At 57.4% G+C, this 16,489-nt stretch carries 17 protein-coding genes; 10 read left to right on the plus strand and 7 right to left on the minus strand.

What is annotated here, in order from left to right; all coding sequences use genetic code 11:
- Positions 1-652: 652 nt before the first annotated feature.
- Both ROE7235_RS16340 and ROE7235_RS16345 read right to left on the minus strand, forming a co-directional pair.
- Positions 653-1,864 (minus strand): SAM-dependent methyltransferase, encoded by a 1,212-nt coding sequence (locus ROE7235_RS16340; RefSeq protein WP_121096578.1) that lies wholly within the window; start codon positions 1,862-1,864, stop codon positions 653-655.
- A 20-nt stretch (positions 1,865-1,884) separates the two neighbouring features.
- The gene (locus ROE7235_RS16345) at positions 1,885-2,664 is read right to left on the minus strand and encodes a PRC-barrel domain-containing protein (protein WP_093925316.1); all 780 of its coding nucleotides are present in this window, start codon (positions 2,662-2,664) and stop codon (positions 1,885-1,887) included.
- 480 nt (positions 2,665-3,144) lie between these two features.
- Between ROE7235_RS16345 and ROE7235_RS16350 the strand changes: the two genes are divergently transcribed.
- From ROE7235_RS16350 to ROE7235_RS16365, 4 genes are all read left to right on the plus strand, one after another.
- The gene (locus ROE7235_RS16350) at positions 3,145-3,303 is read left to right on the plus strand and encodes a DUF3309 family protein (protein WP_093925315.1); all 159 of its coding nucleotides are present in this window, start codon (positions 3,145-3,147) and stop codon (positions 3,301-3,303) included.
- Positions 3,304-3,605: 302 nt separating this feature from the next.
- Positions 3,606-4,553, plus strand: a complete 948-nt coding sequence (locus ROE7235_RS16355) for a YihY/virulence factor BrkB family protein (RefSeq protein WP_121096580.1) — start codon at positions 3,606-3,608, stop codon at positions 4,551-4,553.
- A gap of 36 nt (positions 4,554-4,589) precedes the next feature.
- Entirely contained in the window at positions 4,590-5,345 is a 756-nt protein-coding gene (locus ROE7235_RS16360; protein WP_177209527.1) for a DUF5765 domain-containing protein, read from the plus strand.
- 318 nt (positions 5,346-5,663) lie between these two features.
- Entirely contained in the window at positions 5,664-6,608 is a 945-nt protein-coding gene (locus ROE7235_RS16365; RefSeq protein WP_093925591.1) for an extracellular catalytic domain type 1 short-chain-length polyhydroxyalkanoate depolymerase, read from the plus strand.
- Between the two features lie 151 nt (positions 6,609-6,759).
- On the opposite strand, the gene ROE7235_RS16370 is transcribed toward ROE7235_RS16365, so the two are convergent.
- The 3 genes from ROE7235_RS16370 to ROE7235_RS16380 form a co-directional block, all read right to left on the minus strand.
- Entirely contained in the window at positions 6,760-8,094 is a 1,335-nt protein-coding gene (locus ROE7235_RS16370) for a DUF2254 domain-containing protein (RefSeq protein WP_183073550.1), read from the minus strand.
- 115 nt (positions 8,095-8,209) lie between these two features.
- A complete protein-coding gene (locus ROE7235_RS16375) occupies positions 8,210-9,448 on the minus strand; it encodes a cation:proton antiporter (protein ID WP_121096582.1) in 1,239 nt (412 codons plus the stop codon).
- 90 nt (positions 9,449-9,538) lie between these two features.
- Complete coding sequence (locus ROE7235_RS16380) at positions 9,539-9,997, minus strand: DUF3775 domain-containing protein (protein WP_245766469.1); 459 nt, start codon at positions 9,995-9,997, stop codon at positions 9,539-9,541.
- 348 nt (positions 9,998-10,345) lie between these two features.
- Here ROE7235_RS16380 and ROE7235_RS16385 point away from each other — a divergent pair, with 348 nt between their 5' ends.
- The 5 genes from ROE7235_RS16385 to ROE7235_RS16410 all read left to right on the plus strand — a co-directional run bounded on the left by ROE7235_RS16385 (position 10,346) and on the right by ROE7235_RS16410 (position 14,184).
- Entirely contained in the window at positions 10,346-10,714 is a 369-nt protein-coding gene (locus tag ROE7235_RS16385) for a hypothetical protein (protein ID WP_121096584.1), read from the plus strand.
- Between the two features lie 264 nt (positions 10,715-10,978).
- Positions 10,979-12,100: a baeRF11 domain-containing protein gene (locus tag ROE7235_RS16390; RefSeq protein WP_121096586.1), complete on the plus strand. Its 1,122-nt coding sequence runs from the start codon at positions 10,979-10,981 to the stop codon at positions 12,098-12,100.
- 262 nt (positions 12,101-12,362) lie between these two features.
- Positions 12,363-12,563 carry a hypothetical protein gene (locus ROE7235_RS16400; RefSeq protein WP_121096590.1) on the plus strand — a complete coding sequence of 67 codons (201 nt, stop codon included), beginning with the start codon at positions 12,363-12,365 and terminating at the stop codon, positions 12,561-12,563.
- A gap of 200 nt (positions 12,564-12,763) precedes the next feature.
- The gene (locus ROE7235_RS16405) at positions 12,764-13,483 is read left to right on the plus strand and encodes a vWA domain-containing protein (RefSeq protein ID WP_220669582.1); all 720 of its coding nucleotides are present in this window, start codon (positions 12,764-12,766) and stop codon (positions 13,481-13,483) included.
- Positions 13,483-14,184 (plus strand): J domain-containing protein, encoded by a 702-nt coding sequence (locus tag ROE7235_RS16410; protein ID WP_121096594.1) that lies wholly within the window; start codon positions 13,483-13,485, stop codon positions 14,182-14,184. Before ROE7235_RS16405 ends, ROE7235_RS16410 begins: the two co-directional genes overlap by 1 nt.
- Before the next feature lie 207 nt (positions 14,185-14,391).
- On the opposite strand, the gene ROE7235_RS16415 is transcribed toward ROE7235_RS16410, so the two are convergent.
- Positions 14,392-15,171: an acetoin reductase gene (locus ROE7235_RS16415; RefSeq protein ID WP_093925542.1), complete on the minus strand. Its 780-nt coding sequence runs from the start codon at positions 15,169-15,171 to the stop codon at positions 14,392-14,394.
- A gap of 284 nt (positions 15,172-15,455) precedes the next feature.
- On the opposite strand from ROE7235_RS16415, the gene ROE7235_RS16420 reads away from it, so the two are divergent.
- Positions 15,456-15,890, plus strand: a complete 435-nt coding sequence (locus ROE7235_RS16420; protein ID WP_121096596.1) for a DUF6789 family protein — start codon at positions 15,456-15,458, stop codon at positions 15,888-15,890.
- Between the two features lie 87 nt (positions 15,891-15,977).
- Here the strand turns inward: ROE7235_RS16420 and ROE7235_RS16425 are convergent.
- The coding region (locus ROE7235_RS16425) for a transposase (RefSeq protein WP_245964003.1) at positions 15,978-16,489 on the minus strand (512 nt) is incomplete at its 5' end.

Genomic DNA, 16,489 nt, shown 5'->3' on the forward strand with positions numbered 1-16,489 from the left:
GCGCTCGACAAACGCACCCCAGACGCGGCATACTTCGAGCAAGCAGAGATACGAAAAGCGGCATGAACATAAATCTGATGCATCTTAGACAAGCCGCAAACCTGTCCTAAAAAGCAGGACCACTTCACGCCTGAGCAAGAAAGGCGGACGCATTCTGCGCACGAACCTCGATTCGGATGCCGAAAACCATCTTCGCAACCACTTCGACACCAAACACGCCGAGATGTCCGAGAAACTCTCAAGGGAATAATGCGCAAACAAGGCGGGCACCAGTTTTGTCAAATGAACTACCCACGCTTTGATCGAAAGCTCAATGGCATGACTTTTCGATCAAACCACAAAACGACGATCAGCTGGCTCGCGTATGCTTCTTGTCGCGTCCTTGTTCGTGCTTCTGGCGACCTTCGCCTTGCATGTCAGTTGACGGCATGTGCCCGATCCGACACGTACGCGCTTAATTTTCGCCTAGAACCGCTTAATGTGGTCTTATGTTGATTTATTTGCCGCAGCCTTTGCGCTGCAACCTAGTCTCGAGATGCACATATTTTGCACATAGGCGCCCGTTGTCATCATTAAAACTATGGCGAAACTGTCCACTCATCCACGGGGAGCTTCTCTTGTCGAACCGGACATTCACCGTCTCCGCCGGGATTCAGGCGGCGGGCCTTGTGATGGTGATCTGGGTCACGTCGCAGTGGCCGCCCTCGAACGCCCCGGCGCAAGAGGTGAGGTACAGATTCCACATCCGCCGGAATCGGTCATCGAAGCCCAGCCGCGAGATTTCCTCCCAGTGCTCGTTGAAGCTGTCATGCCAACGCCGCAGTGTCTGGCTGTAGCTGTCGCCGAACTCGATCGAACCGCTGACCTGCAACCCGGCACGGCGCACTTCGTCGCGCAGCGCGTTGGGCGACGGCAACATCCCGCCGGGAAAGATGTGTTTCTGGATGAAATCCACGCCCTTGCGGTAGGTCTCAAAGCGCTCGTCCTGCACTGTGATGATCTGCAAGGTGGCGTTGCTGCCCGGTTTCAAGCGGTCGCGAACGACCTGAAAGTAGGTCGGCCAGTATTTCTCGCCGACTGCCTCGAACATCTCGATGCTGGCGATGCCATCGTAAACCCCGCGTTCATCGCGATAGTCCTGCATCCTGATTTCGACGCGATCCTGCAACCTCTTGGCCCGGATCCTTTCCACCGCGTAGTCGTGCTGCTCTTGCGAGATCGTCAGTCCGGTCACGTGCAATCCACGCTCCGCCGCGACATATTCCGCGAAACCGCCCCAGCCGCAGCCGATTTCCAGCACATGATCGCCAGGCTGCACGCCCATCTGGTCCACCATGCTTTCGTATTTTTGATGCTGTGCCTGTTCCAACGGCTCCTGCCCGCCTCGAAAGAGGGCTGCCGAATAGGTCATCGTCTCATCCAGCCAAAGCCGGTAGAAATCGTTGCCGAGGTCGTAATGCGCAGCGATGTTCTTACGTGCTTGCCGCTTTGAGTTCCCACGCAGCCTGTGCCGCAGGTTCTCGAAGGCGCGCACCAGCGCCATGCCGGAAAAGCCATCGTAAAGCGCGTCGTTGCTGACACGCAGGAGGTCCATGAATGCCTGCAGGTTCGGCGTGGCCCACCAGCCATCCATGTAAGCCTCGGAAAAGCCCAGATCGCCCTCGCGGATCAGGCGCGCGAACAGATCGGGGTTGCGCACCTCGATCATTGCCACCGGACCCGGGTGGCGGCCTTCGGCGCTAAAGACGCGACCATCGCTCAGCACGAAATCGAGCCGCCCGTTCTCCAGTGACTGCGCCACGTTGAACACCTGCGCGAAGTAGCGCGGCAAGTCGGTCTGGTTTTTTACACAGGTCAGCATCATGATCCCATCCCGCAGTCCATTTAACTTGCGGCCCCATGCTTGGCGTCAGGGATGTAGTGACGGGCCATCCGCACCTCGAACGCCGCGTCCACAGGAACGGAAGGGTCATAGGTTGGGCTGTCCATGACAGTTTTCCGATCAACATCCAGATTGACCAAACTCTCTGCCCATGACACGTCCTTGGCAGAGCGTGGCGAAATCAGGACGTGTTTGCCCGGCCACCAGTTCTTTGTATCCACGGTCAGGAAATGAATCGTCCAGTCTGTATCGTCGATCAGAAAACCATCGACATGACCGATGGTGCCATCGGTGGCCTGCAGATTATAGCCGGTCACGGCATCGATGCTGCGAAGATGGGGTTCATCGCCCTGATGCCGCCTGGCGTCAAGCGCGTCCTGACGCCGTCGTGAATCAGCGTAATGCGTCTCTGACATGCCCGCCGTCCAGCCGCCATAGCCGCCCATGTAGAAGCCGTTTCCCCAATAGGGACTCAAGTTGTAGTAGCTATACATGCGTTCTTCGTGCTGCCGCGACATAGGTTTATGCGTGTCGATGGCCGGGCTGTCCTTGACCGATGCCATTGTCAGGCGGACCGGAAAACTGCGGGCGGACGTATCCGGGTGACCCAGAACCGAAACCGGCAGCAGCACCTTGCGCCCAGACAGCCAAGTGCCTGTGTCGACGACGATCCAGCGGAGTGTCCAGCTTTCGTCATCGAACAGGAAATCCGTCACGGTGCCGATGCTGCCGTCGGTCGCGGTGATCTTGAAAATCTTGAGAGTCGAAGCCTCTATTAACATTGGGTGTTTTCCTTTTTTCTGACCAAGTTTGGCGCGCCTACGGCCGCAGCCGGTTTTGCGTCGTAGTGTTCGCCGCGTAAGGCGGGTTCGGAACCTGCACACAGCAAACATTTCTTCGGTAGCCGTATGTCGTGGCCTTGCGATCAAGACCGATGTCTCAGGCACATAATCGCGTGCTGCGGTGCGCCGCGCACTGATCCGTGTCAGTTCGCCCGGAGTTGCGATGGCTTATGCTTGGCTGTGTCGGTGGCCTTGGACCACTACCCTAGCAGATAGGAATGCAATGAACCGAATCGTGTATATCGTCGGCCTCGTGGTCATCGTCTTGGTCATTCTGGGCTTTTTTGGCCTGCGCTGAGCGCACAGACGCGGCAAAGCATCCCCAACTGATTAACTTGGGATGACTCCACGGATCCGATTCCCATCGCGGTTACAGGTGCTTCATCCTTCATCTATCGGCCAAAAAGAGAGATATGTCCCATGAGTACAATTCTGATTATCATTGTCCTTCTGTTGCTGTTCGGCGGCGGCGGCGGTTACTACAGTTACAACCGCTATGGCACGCGGGGTCTTGGTGGTGTCCTCGGCTCAGTGATCGTCATCCTGATTCTCCTCTGGTTATTGGGTGTGCTCGCTTAATGCGCCCAAGATTGGCTGCGGCGACCGTTTGATTGATCGGACAATGTCGGACTAATGGGATCCCAATCAGTTTGGCTAGATTTATCGTTGCTGGTGACCTGATCTGGATCAGTACACGGATTGAACGAGCGACTTACCGTCCGGGGCAGAATGGCGGCATTTGGAATGCTTCCCCCTCGGAGGACCCAAGTTTCCCAGTGCCTCGCTCACTCAACAGCAAAAGCAACGGAAGACGAAAGCGTGACGATCCTGTGTGGGGATCGCGCCCGGCTACGATATTTTTTCTGAATTGAGGACCGCCCTTGACACATGGTGCCGATGCTGCAACTCCGGCAAAAATACCGTTTTCTGGCTGGAAGGACGTGGTCTTTCGCGTCAAGGACCAAGTCGCAAAGGACCGCGTGGGCCTGCTTGCCGCCGGAGTGGCATTTTATGGTCTGCTGGCCCTTTTTCCGGCCATCACCGCCGTCATTGCCATTAGCGGCCTATTGATCGAGCCGAGCCGGATCGTCGCACAACTCAACGGTTTTTCGGGGCTGATGCCGGAAGAAGTGATCACCATCATAACCAAGCAGGCCACATCTGTCGCCGGTTCGCGCCAGGGCGGGCTGGGGTTTACCGCCATCCTTGGCCTGCTGATTGCCTTCTACTCGGCGTCCAAGGGCACTGCGAGCCTGATACAAGGGCTCAATGTCGCCTATGACGAAGAAGAAACACGCGGGTTCATCGAGCGGGTGCTGGTGACTTTCGCTCTGACACTGATGCTGATCGCCGGGCTGATCTGCGGGCTTACCGCGACCTTGGCTGTGCCGGTCATTCTGGCTTTCGTGGATATGGGATCGGCCGTCGCGATGCTAGTCAACGCCGCCCTTTGGCTCGGGTTGATCTCGTTGACGATTGTCGGGCTATCCGTTCTCTATCGTTTTGCACCTTCGCGCGACACACCGGAGTGGCAATGGACGTCGGTCGGCGCGGTTGTGGGATGCCTTGTCTGGATCGCGGCATCGGCCAGTTTTGCGTTCTTTGTTAGCAAATTCAGTTACTATAACCAGAGCCTCGGCGCCTTGGCCGGCGTTGTCGTTCTGCTGATGTGGTTCTGGATTTCAGCCTATATTATCCTCATGGGCGCGGAATTGAACGCCGAGCTTGAGGCGCAGGCCCGTGCCGGCACGGCCGTCGGGATTGACGACGAGACTGGTCCGCGTGGCACCGCAAAAGCCGACAAGCCGAGTGCGCTCGCAGACACATGACACTCCAATCAATTTTCATATCAAGAGAGAGATTTTATGTGCTGGAGTGGTGAAGCGTCGGCTGTACTGGCCGTTGTAGGTATAGGGACAACTGCTTACGCAGCTTACAAGAAAGAACCGGCACCCTTGTGGATGGCCTTGGGCTATTTCTCGTCAATGGAGCTTTTGCAGGCGTTTACCTACTCGGTCATTGATGAATGCGCCCTGCCCTCAAATCAGATCGCCACCCTGCTGAGCTATCTGCACATCGTGTTCCAGCCCTTCTTCATCAACATGATTTCCATGTATTTTATCCCAAGCCACGTGCGTGAGAAAATTCAGTGGCCGGTTTATGCAGTCTGTTTTGTTTCGGCCATAATCATGCTTCTACAGCTTTATCCGTTCGAATGGGCAGGGTCGTGTCCACTGGGAGAGGTCATGTGCGCAGAGCGACTGTGTTCCGTGTCCGGAGACTGGCATATCGCCTGGGAAGTGCCGGCAAACGGTATGCTGAACTTCATAACAGTCGATACATGGGCATCCTTCCTTACCGCATACCCCAGTTATTTCGTCGCGGCATTTTTGATGCCCCTTCTCTATGGGTCTTGGCGGCTTACGGTGTACCACTTCCTAATCGGCCCACGATTGGCCATGCTCCTGACCAGCAACCCCAATGAAGTGGCCGCAATCTGGTGCCTGCTATCCATAGGCATCCTGCTGCTTGTCGTCAAAACACCGATAAGACAGTTCATGTTTGTGAAATCCTGGTGGTTGTGGCCGAAACAAATCGTCCGAAAGCGAAGCGACGTATGATCAGCTCTTTTTTGCCCGGAAGGGCATAGGCTGCACGGCGGCGCCTTGCAGGTGCTCGGCACCGAGCGAAACTGCCTCAAAATTATGACCGCACGGACTAACCTGCGTCTGTGCGCACGGACTGGGAACCCATCAAGCTCCAACATGATCGTCAGGACACTTCGCGTGTGCGTCTGATGAAACTCACCTGACGCAGGCGTCAAAGGTCTCTTCTTATCCGCCTTGAACCGTGGACAGTCACAACGCCCCCGTCCGCAAAATTTTGGGGCCGGGGCGTCTTCTTACATAGCCAATACCGGCTTACTCACAGGGGTTCCTATGCCAATGGTTTCAAATACCAGCGATCGTCTCTCCGTCCTGGAAAATTTTGGATCGGACCCCGGCTCTCTCAGTGCTAACACCTATGTTCCGAAGAAATTCCCGAAAAACGGGCCGCTCGTCGTCGTACTGCATGGCAACACCCAGTCACCTGAAAGCTACGATATCGGATCAGGCTGGTCCACTCTCGCCGACGAATGCGGCATGGCGCTCCTGTTTCCGGGGCAAAGACTGACCAACAACCTCATCGGGAGCTTCAACTGGTTTGAGGCCGGCGACAGCCAACGTGGCTGCGGCGAGCCGCTGTCTATTCGTCAGATGATCAAACAGGTCGTTGATGATCATGCTGTCGACCCGTCGCGTGTCTTCATTACAGGAATGTCCTCTGGCGGTGCCATGACATCCGTGATGCTTGCGACCTATCCGGAAGTGTTCGCGGGAGGGGCGATCATCGCGGGGCTGCCCTATGGGACCGCGAACAACATGATGGAGGCGGCCATTTGCATGAATGGCTATAGTAGTCCGTCGGACAGCAAGCTTGACGCGCTCGTGCGCGGAGCCTCGAAATTCACGGGTCCATGGCCGACGATCTCGGTCTGGCATGGCGACAGCGATACGACCGTCGACAGTTCCAATGCCGGTTCTATCGTCCGGCAGTGGCAGAAGATCCACAAGGTCGAAGGCCCGCCGACACGTGTGGAGACGGTCAACAGCTTTCCCCGGAAGATCTGGTGCGACGCAGACGGGCGGGTGGTGATCGAGGAATACATTATCGAGGCAATGGGCCACGGCACGCCGATCAGTGCCGAGGGCGACGAAGGCCTCGGGGAAGCAGGCGAATATATGCTGGAAGTCGGCATTTCCTCGACCCGCCACATAGCGGATTTCTGGGGTTTGACGCGGTCCGGGGCCGCGAACCGGGCGGAACCGAAAACGGCAGCCTAGGTCAGCGCGATCGGCGGCACCGTACGCAAGACGCATCCCGAGGGGACGCGTATCTTCGTGCGCCCGGAACCGAGACCGCAAGACTCCGCAGCCCCGCAAGTCTCGATCAGGTGCAACTTCGCGTCCGAGGCTCGCAAGGATACGCTCCGATTCAGGGCTTCTTCCCGCCGCTCACCTGTAAATCCAAAAGAACTTTGCGGTCAAAGGCATGAACTGTCGGCCCCCCGCTTTCGCGTAGCACCTGTTCACGCAAGTCGGATACGGCGATACGCGCGGCCAACGGAAAAGACTTTTCCAACGTTGCGAGGGTTTCAGCAAGCCTGGTGACGATATCCGCGTCGGTCATCCCGTATCGTGCAATCGCCGCGAAGGCCCGGCAGGTTATATCGCCCAGATCAAAGACTTCCGTCAGGACACGCAACTGGCCGCTCTGATCGAACCGCATTGGCGAGGGAATGTCCCGGTCGGCCAATCGGCCAAGAACCTGCCCCAGCCGGTCGATGCAGTAGAGCGCCGTAGTGGGGTCGTTGATGCCGGGCGACAATGATCGTTGTGCCAGTTCCACGATGCGGCGGATGGCGAAATCCAGATCCTGATAGGGTGTCCGATCCCCTCCGATGACGACCGCACCGCGCAGTTTCTCCTCCATTTTGTCCGAAACCCAGGCCTTCGGATAGGCTGTAATCAAGCACGCGCCTTGTGTGACGAACACGCCGGGGCGCGCGGCGATCCGCAGAACAAGATCATTCTTGGCGGCAATCCGCATCAGCACGTCACCGCCGATACTCTGGACGTACCCATCTGAATCGGCCGAGATTTGCCTGCTGTCAGTATCGAAATCGTCAGGAAGAGGCTGCCTAGCCGCTTCGTCTGACGGCCCATGGCCAAGCCGTTCGGGAAAGACATGGTCAACGGCGGCGCAGCCCTCGACGGCGAGTTTTTCCAGCAGTGTTTCGACCCGGATCGACGTCGCGATGTGATGGATGAAGTAAAGCAGGACAGCGACGCTTGCCGCGGCCATCAACACACCAAACCCAACCGCCAGATGGGGGACGAAGCTGTCGAAGCTGGCGCCCTCCGTGCCCCTCACCGACCTAAGCACGAACAGGCAATATAGAAAGGTCGCGATGAACGTTCCCAGGACGATCTGGTTGCTGCGATCCCGCATGAAGTTGCCAAGCGTCCGCGGACCAAACTGCGAGGAGGCAAGCTGCAACGACAGCATCGTGATCGAAAAGATCAGGCTGGCCACCGTGATCATGGAGCTCGCGATCACCGACAGCGTCGCACGGGCCCCTTCAGGTCCGAACGTATAAAGCGCGCTCGGATTGTCCGTCTGGGCGACATCTCGCAGGGCATCGACCTCGATCAGCACAAAAGAAAGAGCGACCGCTGACACGGCCATGACAGCGGGCACAAACCAGAAGCTGGAGTTGAGCCGTCCCCAGAACGCTGTGACGCGGGTTATCGAAAATGAGGCCGCCATGACCATCTCCTTGCTTTAAAATTATAAATCGGGGCTGACAGCGCAGCCGGTTTCCGTCAAAAAGCTTTCCCTGATCCAGGGTCCTGCGGTTTGGACCGCAAACACTCATCAACGGTCAACTTCGCACGACCCGCTTGATCACGGCACGCAGGCTCAGCCCCTGCACGATCAGGGTGAACACAACCACGGCATATGTCGCAGCCAGCAACGCGGATTTCTCTTCGACCTCGGGCAGCGAAAGCGCCAGCGCCACTGAGATTCCACCCCGCAAGCCGCCCCAGGTCAGTACTGGAATCGTTCCGCGCCCGAACTTGCGGAACAGGCCCAGGAGTAGGACCGGACCGCTGACGGCAGCCAGCCGCGCGACCAGCACCAGCGGGACCGCCAGCATCATCAGCCAGCCGAAGGCAGGCTCGAACCGCAGCACCAGAACCTCCAGTCCGATCAGCAGGAACAAGACCGAATTCAGCATTTCATCGATCAAGGTCCAGAAGCCGAAAAGGTATCGCTGGGTTTCTTCGCTCAGCGCGTCGCGCGGCCCCCTGCTTCCAACCAGCAACCCCGCGACGACAACCGCCAGTGGACCGCTCACAACCAGTCTGGATGCAATCGCATAGGTGCCAACGACAAGCGCCAGCGAGATCAGCACCTCGATCGAATAGTCGTCGATGGCGCGCATGGCGCGGTAAGCGCCATAGCCCGTCACAGCGCCGAGGGCCGCACCTCCCAGAGCCTCGACCACGAACATCTGACCCACCTGAAAGGCGTCAAAACCGTCACCTTGAGCGGCGTGGACAAGGACGGCGAACAGCACTACGCCCACACCGTCGTTGAAGAGGGTCTCACCTGTCATCAATATTTTAAGGTCCGCGGGGACCTTTACCTCTTTCAACGTGGCAAGAACAGCGACCGGGTCCGTTGGACTGATCAACGCCCCGAACACCAGTGCCCAAGGCAGTGATATAGCGACACCCAACAAGTCGGCTGCCGCCCAGACGACGCATCCAATGATCGCGGTAGACACTACAACACCCAAACTCGCCATCGTGCCAATGGTCAGGGCACGGCTGCGAAGGCTGACCACGTCGACATGCAACGCGCCTGCGAACAAAAGGAATGCGAGCATGCCCTCAAGAACGGTTTGTTGGAAATGGACTTGGCGCAGAAGGGCTGTCAGACCTTCATAATTGAACAATCCCGGCATCGCAGCCTCGGCTCCGATGACCACCAGCGACGCGCCAAGCCCCATAACAAGCAGGCCGATGGTATGCGGCAAGAACGCCAGTCGGAAATTGACCCAACTGAACGTAGCGGTCAGTACCAGCAGGATTGCGATAAGCTCAAACTGCGACATCGCGTTCACCACTGGCAACTGTTGCGCAGGACCACGTGCGCGCGACGGACGGCGTCGACCGTCACAGGGTCAAAGGGACCAACCCCCACATCAGTCGACACCATATTCCACCATTTTCTCCAGACCTGCCGTCAGGAACTCTCCAGCTTCCGGCTGGCCGAGCAAATAGCGGCTCACCAGCCCCTCGTGCTGTTGTCGCGCAAGCGCTTTGGTCTGCTCCCAGGCTTCGGGTTCAGCATCGCCACGGCCGATCCAGAACAGCGCGACCAGCGCGTCCTTCTGTTCGTCGTTCATGCTTTCGATCTCTTGGGTGATCTCGTCCCGGCTCAGATCACCCCCAGTTTCCTGAAGGGTCACGGCCACCTCGTCATCCGAAGCATTGCCGCCAAGGTCAGAAATATCCGTCCCTTCCTTCGCCATCACGGCGTTGAACCGCAACACCAGTTCTTCGATCCGGGTATCATTAAAGGGCAGCGCAGCCATCGGTATCTCCTGTTCAATAGCCTTCAGGATAACACGCGGACCAGACACGGCACTGATATCGATCATGCCGCCCTGCCCGCATTTTCTCTGGCAGCGCTCTCAAAGATGGCTAGCCGGGGCGACAGGCGATGGAAACTGCCAGATAGTGGGCATGGCAGACGCAGCCCCCCAACCTTGCTGATCTGTTTTCTGCCTACTGATCTGGATCAATACATCGGTTGCACCCCTGAATTAAAGTTCAAGGAATGACTGCGGCGTCCGAAATTCCTGTCAGCCAAGTGTATTGGGTTTCGTGATGCACTAGGCGCTCGGGCCAGCCAAAGACCAATGGATCCTGCAATTCCGTTGGTAATCGTCGCGCTGTCCAGCGCGAGGGCAAGTCGCAAAACAAGAGATATCCGAAGGATCAAAGACATGAAGAAAAATAAGAAGCCATCCACGCCGTCAGTATCCTCCGCAGAGACCGATCCTGCCGGAAAGCCTGCGGCGAAGAAACAAGCGCAAGACAGTCCCCCTACGCCCAACGACCTTGACCAAGGGGTCGACAGGCCCGGCTTTGATCTGGGCGGGTCTTCTGGCGATACACATGCCGGCACGGGTTTGGGCCTTGGCGAAGATGCGTTCGACAAACCGGGCGACAGACGGCTTCCGGGGCGGCGGCTTGACAACGATCTGACGATACCGCGATGGAGTGGGCCCAAAGGCCGTGACACGGCCGCACCTGACAAGAAGACCGCAGACGCGAAAACCCCATCCACGCCAGAGATAAAAAAAGCACGCTGACGGGGCGACGCTCCGATGCCCAGCCGGAGCGAACGATCCTCTCCTGGGCGTTGCCAGTTCTGTCGCTTCGTCGAACTGAGGCATCGAACAAGGCGCCGGTCCGGAAAGCTTGGTGCCGCACCAAGCTCGGCCGTCGCTGCCGTCGGTAATTTCCGACGATCATCGCAACGGGTTCCTATTGCCGGGTCAGCGTGTGACAGAACCGGCCGACAGCGGTTCCGGTATCTGTGAAGCGACCCGGAAATATTCTCGAAAGGACAATTCATGCTGTATATTGATATTCCAACCCACCCCGAAATCCGGGCGCTGTTTGAGGCCCGTGCAGATGCCTGTGTGTCGATCTATTTGCCGACGACACCCGAGACCCAGAATGTCACTCTCAGCCGTATCTCGTTCGGCAATCTGACGCGAACGGCACTCGAACAACTCGACGCTGTAGGCTTCGACAAACGCCGTCGCGCAGCTCTGGAGGAACACCTTCTTGCACTGGACGAAGATGGCGAGTTCTGGCGGCTTCAGGCCAACAGCCTTGCGGTTCTCGCCACTTCAGACAGCTTGCGGACCTTCCGTCTGGCGACAGAGGTCACCGAAACGGTCGAGGTGTCGGACCGCTTCTATCTCAAGCCGCTGATGCGCGCGATGGCCTTTCCCCAGCATGCATTCGTGCTGGCCCTGTCCGAGAACGATGCCCGTCTGGTCGAGGTCTTCGCCGACCAACCAGCCTCGGCGGTCAACGTGCCCGGCTTGCCCGCCAGCGCCGCCGATGCCGCTGGCCGTTCTCCGGTCAACAACCTCACGCAAGATACCACACAGACTAATTCCGAAGGCCGGAAGAAGCTGTTGCTCAGTTTCTTGCGCAAGGTGGACGCCGCCTTACGCACGGTTCTGGCGGGGCGGGAAACGCCGCTTATCCTTGCTGCGACCGAGCCGGTTGGACCGATGTTCCGGTCGCTCAACAGCTATCCGGGTCTGTTGGCCGAGGGGATTTCCGCAAGCCCCGACGACATGAGCGAAAGCGCATTGGCGAGTGCCGCAAGGTCGGTTCTGGATGGGCACTACGCCGCCCGGATCGAAGCCGCGACCGCACTCTTTCACGAACGGATCGGGTCGCATCGCGCCATCAGTGATCTGCAGGCCGTCGCGCGCGCCGCGACCTTCGGTGCGGTGGATCTGCTGCTCGTCGATATCGACGAGGTGATGCCCGGCACGGTGGATGACACTGACGGCACGGTTGCTCTTGCAACGAAGCCGAGCGCGGCCAGTTACGGCGTAATCGACGAGATAACAGGAAGGGTGATCCTCGCGGGTGGCAAGGTTCTGGCTGTGCGCCGGGAAGATATGCCTGACGGCGCGGCAGTGGCGGCGATCCTCCGCTATCCCGTCTGAAGCGCCGGGGCGCATTGGGTCAGGACCTCGTTCGCTGCGTCTTTGCCTGGCTCATCATGACCAAGGCTAATCTCGATCAGCACCGGAGCGCTCATCTTGTCGTACGTAATTTGGACGCTCGACGCTACCGGTGCGCACCCTAAAGGTCCCTTGTCGACGTTGGCACGCGGCAAGAACTGCCGCATCGGCTTCACACAGTAGCACCAAATAGAGGTGGCTCGGGTGCTTTCATTCCGTAACATGAGAAAACAGAGGTAATACCATGACACAAGATAAAACTCCAAAACCCGACACCTCCGACCACGCCCTTGGTGCTAAAGGCACCATATCTCAAGCAGGTCGTTCAGGTGGACGTCTGCCGCGTGACATCGGCACGCAGGATGAACTGAAGCGCGCCAACGAACGCCCCGCAGGCAAAACCCGCGTCAAGAAATCCGACGAAAAAGGCGGGCAGTCCGAGTGACTGCGAAGCCGTGAGACGTGGTGAATACGACTTACAGTATTCTTGCAAATCCGCTAACGTTTTCAAGTCTGAAGAGATTGACTAAGTCTGGCATGTTGACGATTTGCACCGCGCTTGGGACATCCCCGAACGCGGGCATGCCACATGCAGTGGAATACTCATGCTAAGCCAGTTTCGCGCAACGACGGTAAAATATGGATATGAAAAAGACCAAACTCTCACGACAAGGCGAAATGAGCCTCGCGGCCCAGTCGAAGTCAAGCGGCTCCGAGATCGATGCCTTTCTGAAACAGGTAAGACAACTCGCTCCGGCTCATGACGCAGCGCGGGGACGGATGATATTTGCCCTTGATGCAACGATGAGTCGCCAGGCGACGTGGGACATCGCCTGCGCCCTGCAGGGCGAAATGTTCTCGGCTGCTGCCTCGGTTGGCAATCTATCGGTACAGCTTGTCTACTTTCGCGGTCACAGGGAATCCAAGGCTTCTCGCTGGGTCAACAACGCCGAAGGCCTGCGCGGTCTGATGGAAAGAATCGATTGCCGCGGCGGTCTGACGCAGATCGCAAAGGTTCTTTCGCATGCCAAGCAGGAAGCCGAAAAACAACCTTTGGCGGCTTTGGTCTACGTCGGCGATTCAATGGAAGAAAACATGGATGAATTGTGCGGAATCGCCGGTGAACTGGGCCTACGCGGTGTCAAAGCATTTGTCTTTCACGATGGTAGGGACGCACATGCCGAAATTGCATTTCGCGAGATCGCGCGGCTAACCGGCGGTGCCTATTTACCTTTTGACAGGAACTCGGCTGGGGACCTGAAGGCGTTGCTCGCAGCCGTGGCCACATATGCAGCGGGCGGTCGAAAGGCACTGGAAGCGGCCAGCAGCGCAACGGCGAAGCGGCTTCTTGCTGATATGCGTTGATGCAACCGTTACTGACCTTCCTCGCAGGTGCTGTTGGTTTTGCAATTTCTCTTTGGATTGTTCGCAGTGTGCTGCGCTCTATTTTTCCTGCGATCACCCAGAATTCACTTGGTGTTTTGCTGATCACGGCCGGTATTTGGCTGATTTTCATTCGTTTGGTCGCACTTGCAATTCCTATGTTAATCTTGGGAGCTGTTCTGCTGCTGTCAAGAAATGCGGCAATTGCGAAGAGATCGACGACGCGAACATCCCAAGTGCGTTCCGCGCATTTGGAAATGATCCTCGACCATGAAACTGGGAGTATCGATGGGGAGATCTTGACTGGGACCTTCCAAGGTCAAGTCCTGTCGGACCTCGCGCTGCAGGAACTACTCCGATTTCACGCCGAAGTTCAGACTGATGAAGAGACTGTGAAGCTTTTCGAGACCTTCCTTGACAGCGCCCATCCAGATTGGCGCGATCAAATGGAACAGAGTGCGGCTCGCGGCGAGACTGCATCGTCACATTCGAGACAGCTGAGCCGGGATGAAGCGTACCGGTTACTAGGGCTTGAGGCCGGATCCAGCGAAACGGATATCCGGGAGGCATATCATAGGCTCATCAAGCGGGTTCATCCTGATCGTGGCGGCTCAGCTGCCTTGACGGCCCAGATTACTGAAGCAAGAAACAGGCTTCTTGGCGACCAGCAATCACTCGACTGAACGGTCGATCACTCGGCGTCACCCCAATATCCGCCGTCGGCCGATACCATCAGTTGAACGAGCCTGCTGCAACGACCGGAATGTCCGAAAGTTGCCTCTTAAACCTTTGTTCGATCACCCGAGGGCGCATCTGAGGCATACTGGGAACCTTTTGTTAGCTGGCGAACACCAGGTGCGGGTCAATTGCGGCTCCACCCGCCCGCGGCGTCAGCGATAGACGATCCCGCCGTCGGTGATGATCGCCTGCCCTGTTATGTAATCGGAATCCGGTCCGGCGAGGTATGAGACCAGTGCGGCAACATCGTCCGGCGTCTGCGCCCGCCCCAATGCAATTCCGCCCACGTATTTCTCGTAGGTCTCGCCGATGGGCGCACCGGTCAATTCAGAAAACCGCTTGTCGATCTCGACCCACATATCCGTGCCGACGATGCCGGGACAGTAGGCATTCACCGTGATGCCATCGTTGGCGTATTCCTTGGCCGATGCCTGAGTCAGCGCACGGACTGCAAACTTCGTCGCCGAATAGACGCCCAGCATCTCAAATCCATCGTGTCCGGCAATCGAAGACGCATTGATGATCTTGCCCTTATGGCCCAGCGATTTGAATTTCGCAGCGGCAGCCTGGATCCCCCAGAGAACACCTTGGATATTGATTTTCAGGATGAGCTCTACGTCCTCCGGTGTTACATCTGCGATTGGATCGACCTGTGCGATACCAGCGTTGTTAACCATGATGTCGAGCCCACCGAGTGTCTTTTCGGTATGCTCTACCGCGGCATAGACCTCCGCACGGGCGCTGACGTCGGCCTTGAATGTTGTGGCCTTGCGGCCAAGCTCTTCGATCTCGGCAGCGACTTCTGCCATCTTGTCGGTATTGATGTCGACAACAGCGATATCGGCGCCGTCTTTTGCCAGGCGCAAAGCAATGCCTCGTCCGATCCCTTGGCCAGCGCCAGTCACGAGCGCAACTTTTCCTTTAATTGTCATTCTAGAATTCCTTTCTGCTTAAGCTCGCATGTACCCGTCGGATCCACCCACCATGTCTCCATCTAATCAGAATTGAGGCCGCCTTAGCCTAACACCGATCAGCACTCGGTCGCGAAACTTGCTGTAGGGATTTTGGAGCTACCGCGCTGTCGACCCCTTGCCGCCACGAAGGCGGAAGATAATCGCGTATCTGCGAGCGATGACAACCGGATCAATACAATTTTTCCCAGCTTCACGGCGAGAAATGGACACCGGGCTAAGGCTCTTAGAAAAGGAATACCACAATGCAGAATATCTCAGCTGGCCTTGTCGCCGGATTTATTGCGACTGTCGTCTTGTCGGTCATGATGATTGTAAAAGGCATGATGGGCGTGATGCCCGAGCTGGATGTCGCCGCCATGATCGGCAACATGGTGGGCTCGTCCTTAGCGGTCGGATGGATCGTGCACTTCATGATCGGCACAATTGCCTGGGGCGTCGGATTTGCCCTGCTCTACGGACTGATCCCTGGCGGCAACGCGGTCGTCAAAGGCATCGTCTTTGACGTGGCAGCATGGCTTGGCATGATGATCATTGTGATGCCAATGGCAGGCGCAGGCCTGTTTGGAATGAATCTAGGCGTCATAGCACCGATTATGACATTGGTACTGCACATCATATTCGGGACCGCTCTGGGCGGCGTTTATCAGATGCGTGCAAACCTCCCACTTGCGCATTGAAAGCATGATCGGTGCTATGTGGAGAATTCCTCACAGGACCCGTTCACACTTTGGCAGGAGATATGCGCAGAAGTTGGTGACGCCTGATCAGGCGGCGGCTTGAACGTGGCGGAGGCCGTCGCGGAACTCAACCCCTTGGATGATCTCGGGCAGGCGGTTCCGGCCATCGAGTTTGCGCCATTTCTTCTGCGCTGACATCATCAGCTTGAAGGCCATGGCGAGACCGGTCTTGCGGCTGAGGCAGCCCTTGGTGCGTTTCGTTCGGTGCCTAACGGTGGCGAAGGTGCTCTCGATCGGGTTTGACGACCGGATGTGCTTCCAGTGTTCGGCCGGGTAGTCGTAGAAGGTCAGCAGCGCGTCCCGGTCCTTAACCAGCTTGGCGACCGCCTTGTCCCATTTCACACCGTAGGTCGCGACGAAGAAATCGAAGGCGTCGTTCGCCTCGGCTTTCGTCTCGGCCTGCCAGATGTCATGAAGTGGTCCGGCAAATTTGGACAGCGTGCTAAGATGTATCCAACGCGCACGAATGGATACGAGAATGACAAAGCGACGGAACTTTTCAGACAAGTTTAAAGCTGCTGTGGCGCTTGAGGCGCTGC

It is taken from the genome of Roseinatronobacter ekhonensis, assembly GCF_900499075.1.
GTDB lineage: Bacteria > Pseudomonadota > Alphaproteobacteria > Rhodobacterales > Rhodobacteraceae > Roseinatronobacter > Roseinatronobacter ekhonensis.

What these genes read in the sequence shown, in the direction of transcription:
- ROE7235_RS16410 (WP_121096594.1), top strand. Translation starts at nt 13,483, where the DNA reads ATGCAACCGTTACTGACCTTCCTCGCAGGTGCTGTTGGTTTTGCAATT.
- ROE7235_RS16350 (WP_093925315.1), top strand. Translation starts at nt 3,145, where the DNA reads ATGAGTACAATTCTGATTATCATTGTCCTTCTGTTGCTGTTCGGCGGC.
- ROE7235_RS16360 (WP_177209527.1), top strand. Translation starts at nt 4,590, where the DNA reads ATGTGCTGGAGTGGTGAAGCGTCGGCTGTACTGGCCGTTGTAGGTATA.
- ROE7235_RS16370 (WP_183073550.1), bottom strand. Translation starts at nt 8,094, where the DNA reads ATGGCGGCCTCATTTTCGATAACCCGCGTCACAGCGTTCTGGGGACGG.
- ROE7235_RS16420 (WP_121096596.1), top strand. Translation starts at nt 15,456, where the DNA reads ATGCAGAATATCTCAGCTGGCCTTGTCGCCGGATTTATTGCGACTGTC.
- ROE7235_RS16340 (WP_121096578.1), bottom strand. Translation starts at nt 1,864, where the DNA reads ATGATGCTGACCTGTGTAAAAAACCAGACCGACTTGCCGCGCTACTTC.
- ROE7235_RS16365 (WP_093925591.1), top strand. Translation starts at nt 5,664, where the DNA reads ATGCCAATGGTTTCAAATACCAGCGATCGTCTCTCCGTCCTGGAAAAT.
- ROE7235_RS16415 (WP_093925542.1), bottom strand. Translation starts at nt 15,171, where the DNA reads ATGACAATTAAAGGAAAAGTTGCGCTCGTGACTGGCGCTGGCCAAGGG.
- ROE7235_RS16375 (WP_121096582.1), bottom strand. Translation starts at nt 9,448, where the DNA reads ATGTCGCAGTTTGAGCTTATCGCAATCCTGCTGGTACTGACCGCTACG.
- ROE7235_RS16380 (WP_245766469.1), bottom strand. Translation starts at nt 9,997, where the DNA reads ATGATCGATATCAGTGCCGTGTCTGGTCCGCGTGTTATCCTGAAGGCT.
- ROE7235_RS16390 (WP_121096586.1), top strand. Translation starts at nt 10,979, where the DNA reads ATGCTGTATATTGATATTCCAACCCACCCCGAAATCCGGGCGCTGTTT.
- ROE7235_RS16345 (WP_093925316.1), bottom strand. Translation starts at nt 2,664, where the DNA reads ATGTTAATAGAGGCTTCGACTCTCAAGATTTTCAAGATCACCGCGACC.
- ROE7235_RS16385 (WP_121096584.1), top strand. Translation starts at nt 10,346, where the DNA reads ATGAAGAAAAATAAGAAGCCATCCACGCCGTCAGTATCCTCCGCAGAG.
- ROE7235_RS16400 (WP_121096590.1), top strand. Translation starts at nt 12,363, where the DNA reads ATGACACAAGATAAAACTCCAAAACCCGACACCTCCGACCACGCCCTT.
- ROE7235_RS16405 (WP_220669582.1), top strand. Translation starts at nt 12,764, where the DNA reads ATGAAAAAGACCAAACTCTCACGACAAGGCGAAATGAGCCTCGCGGCC.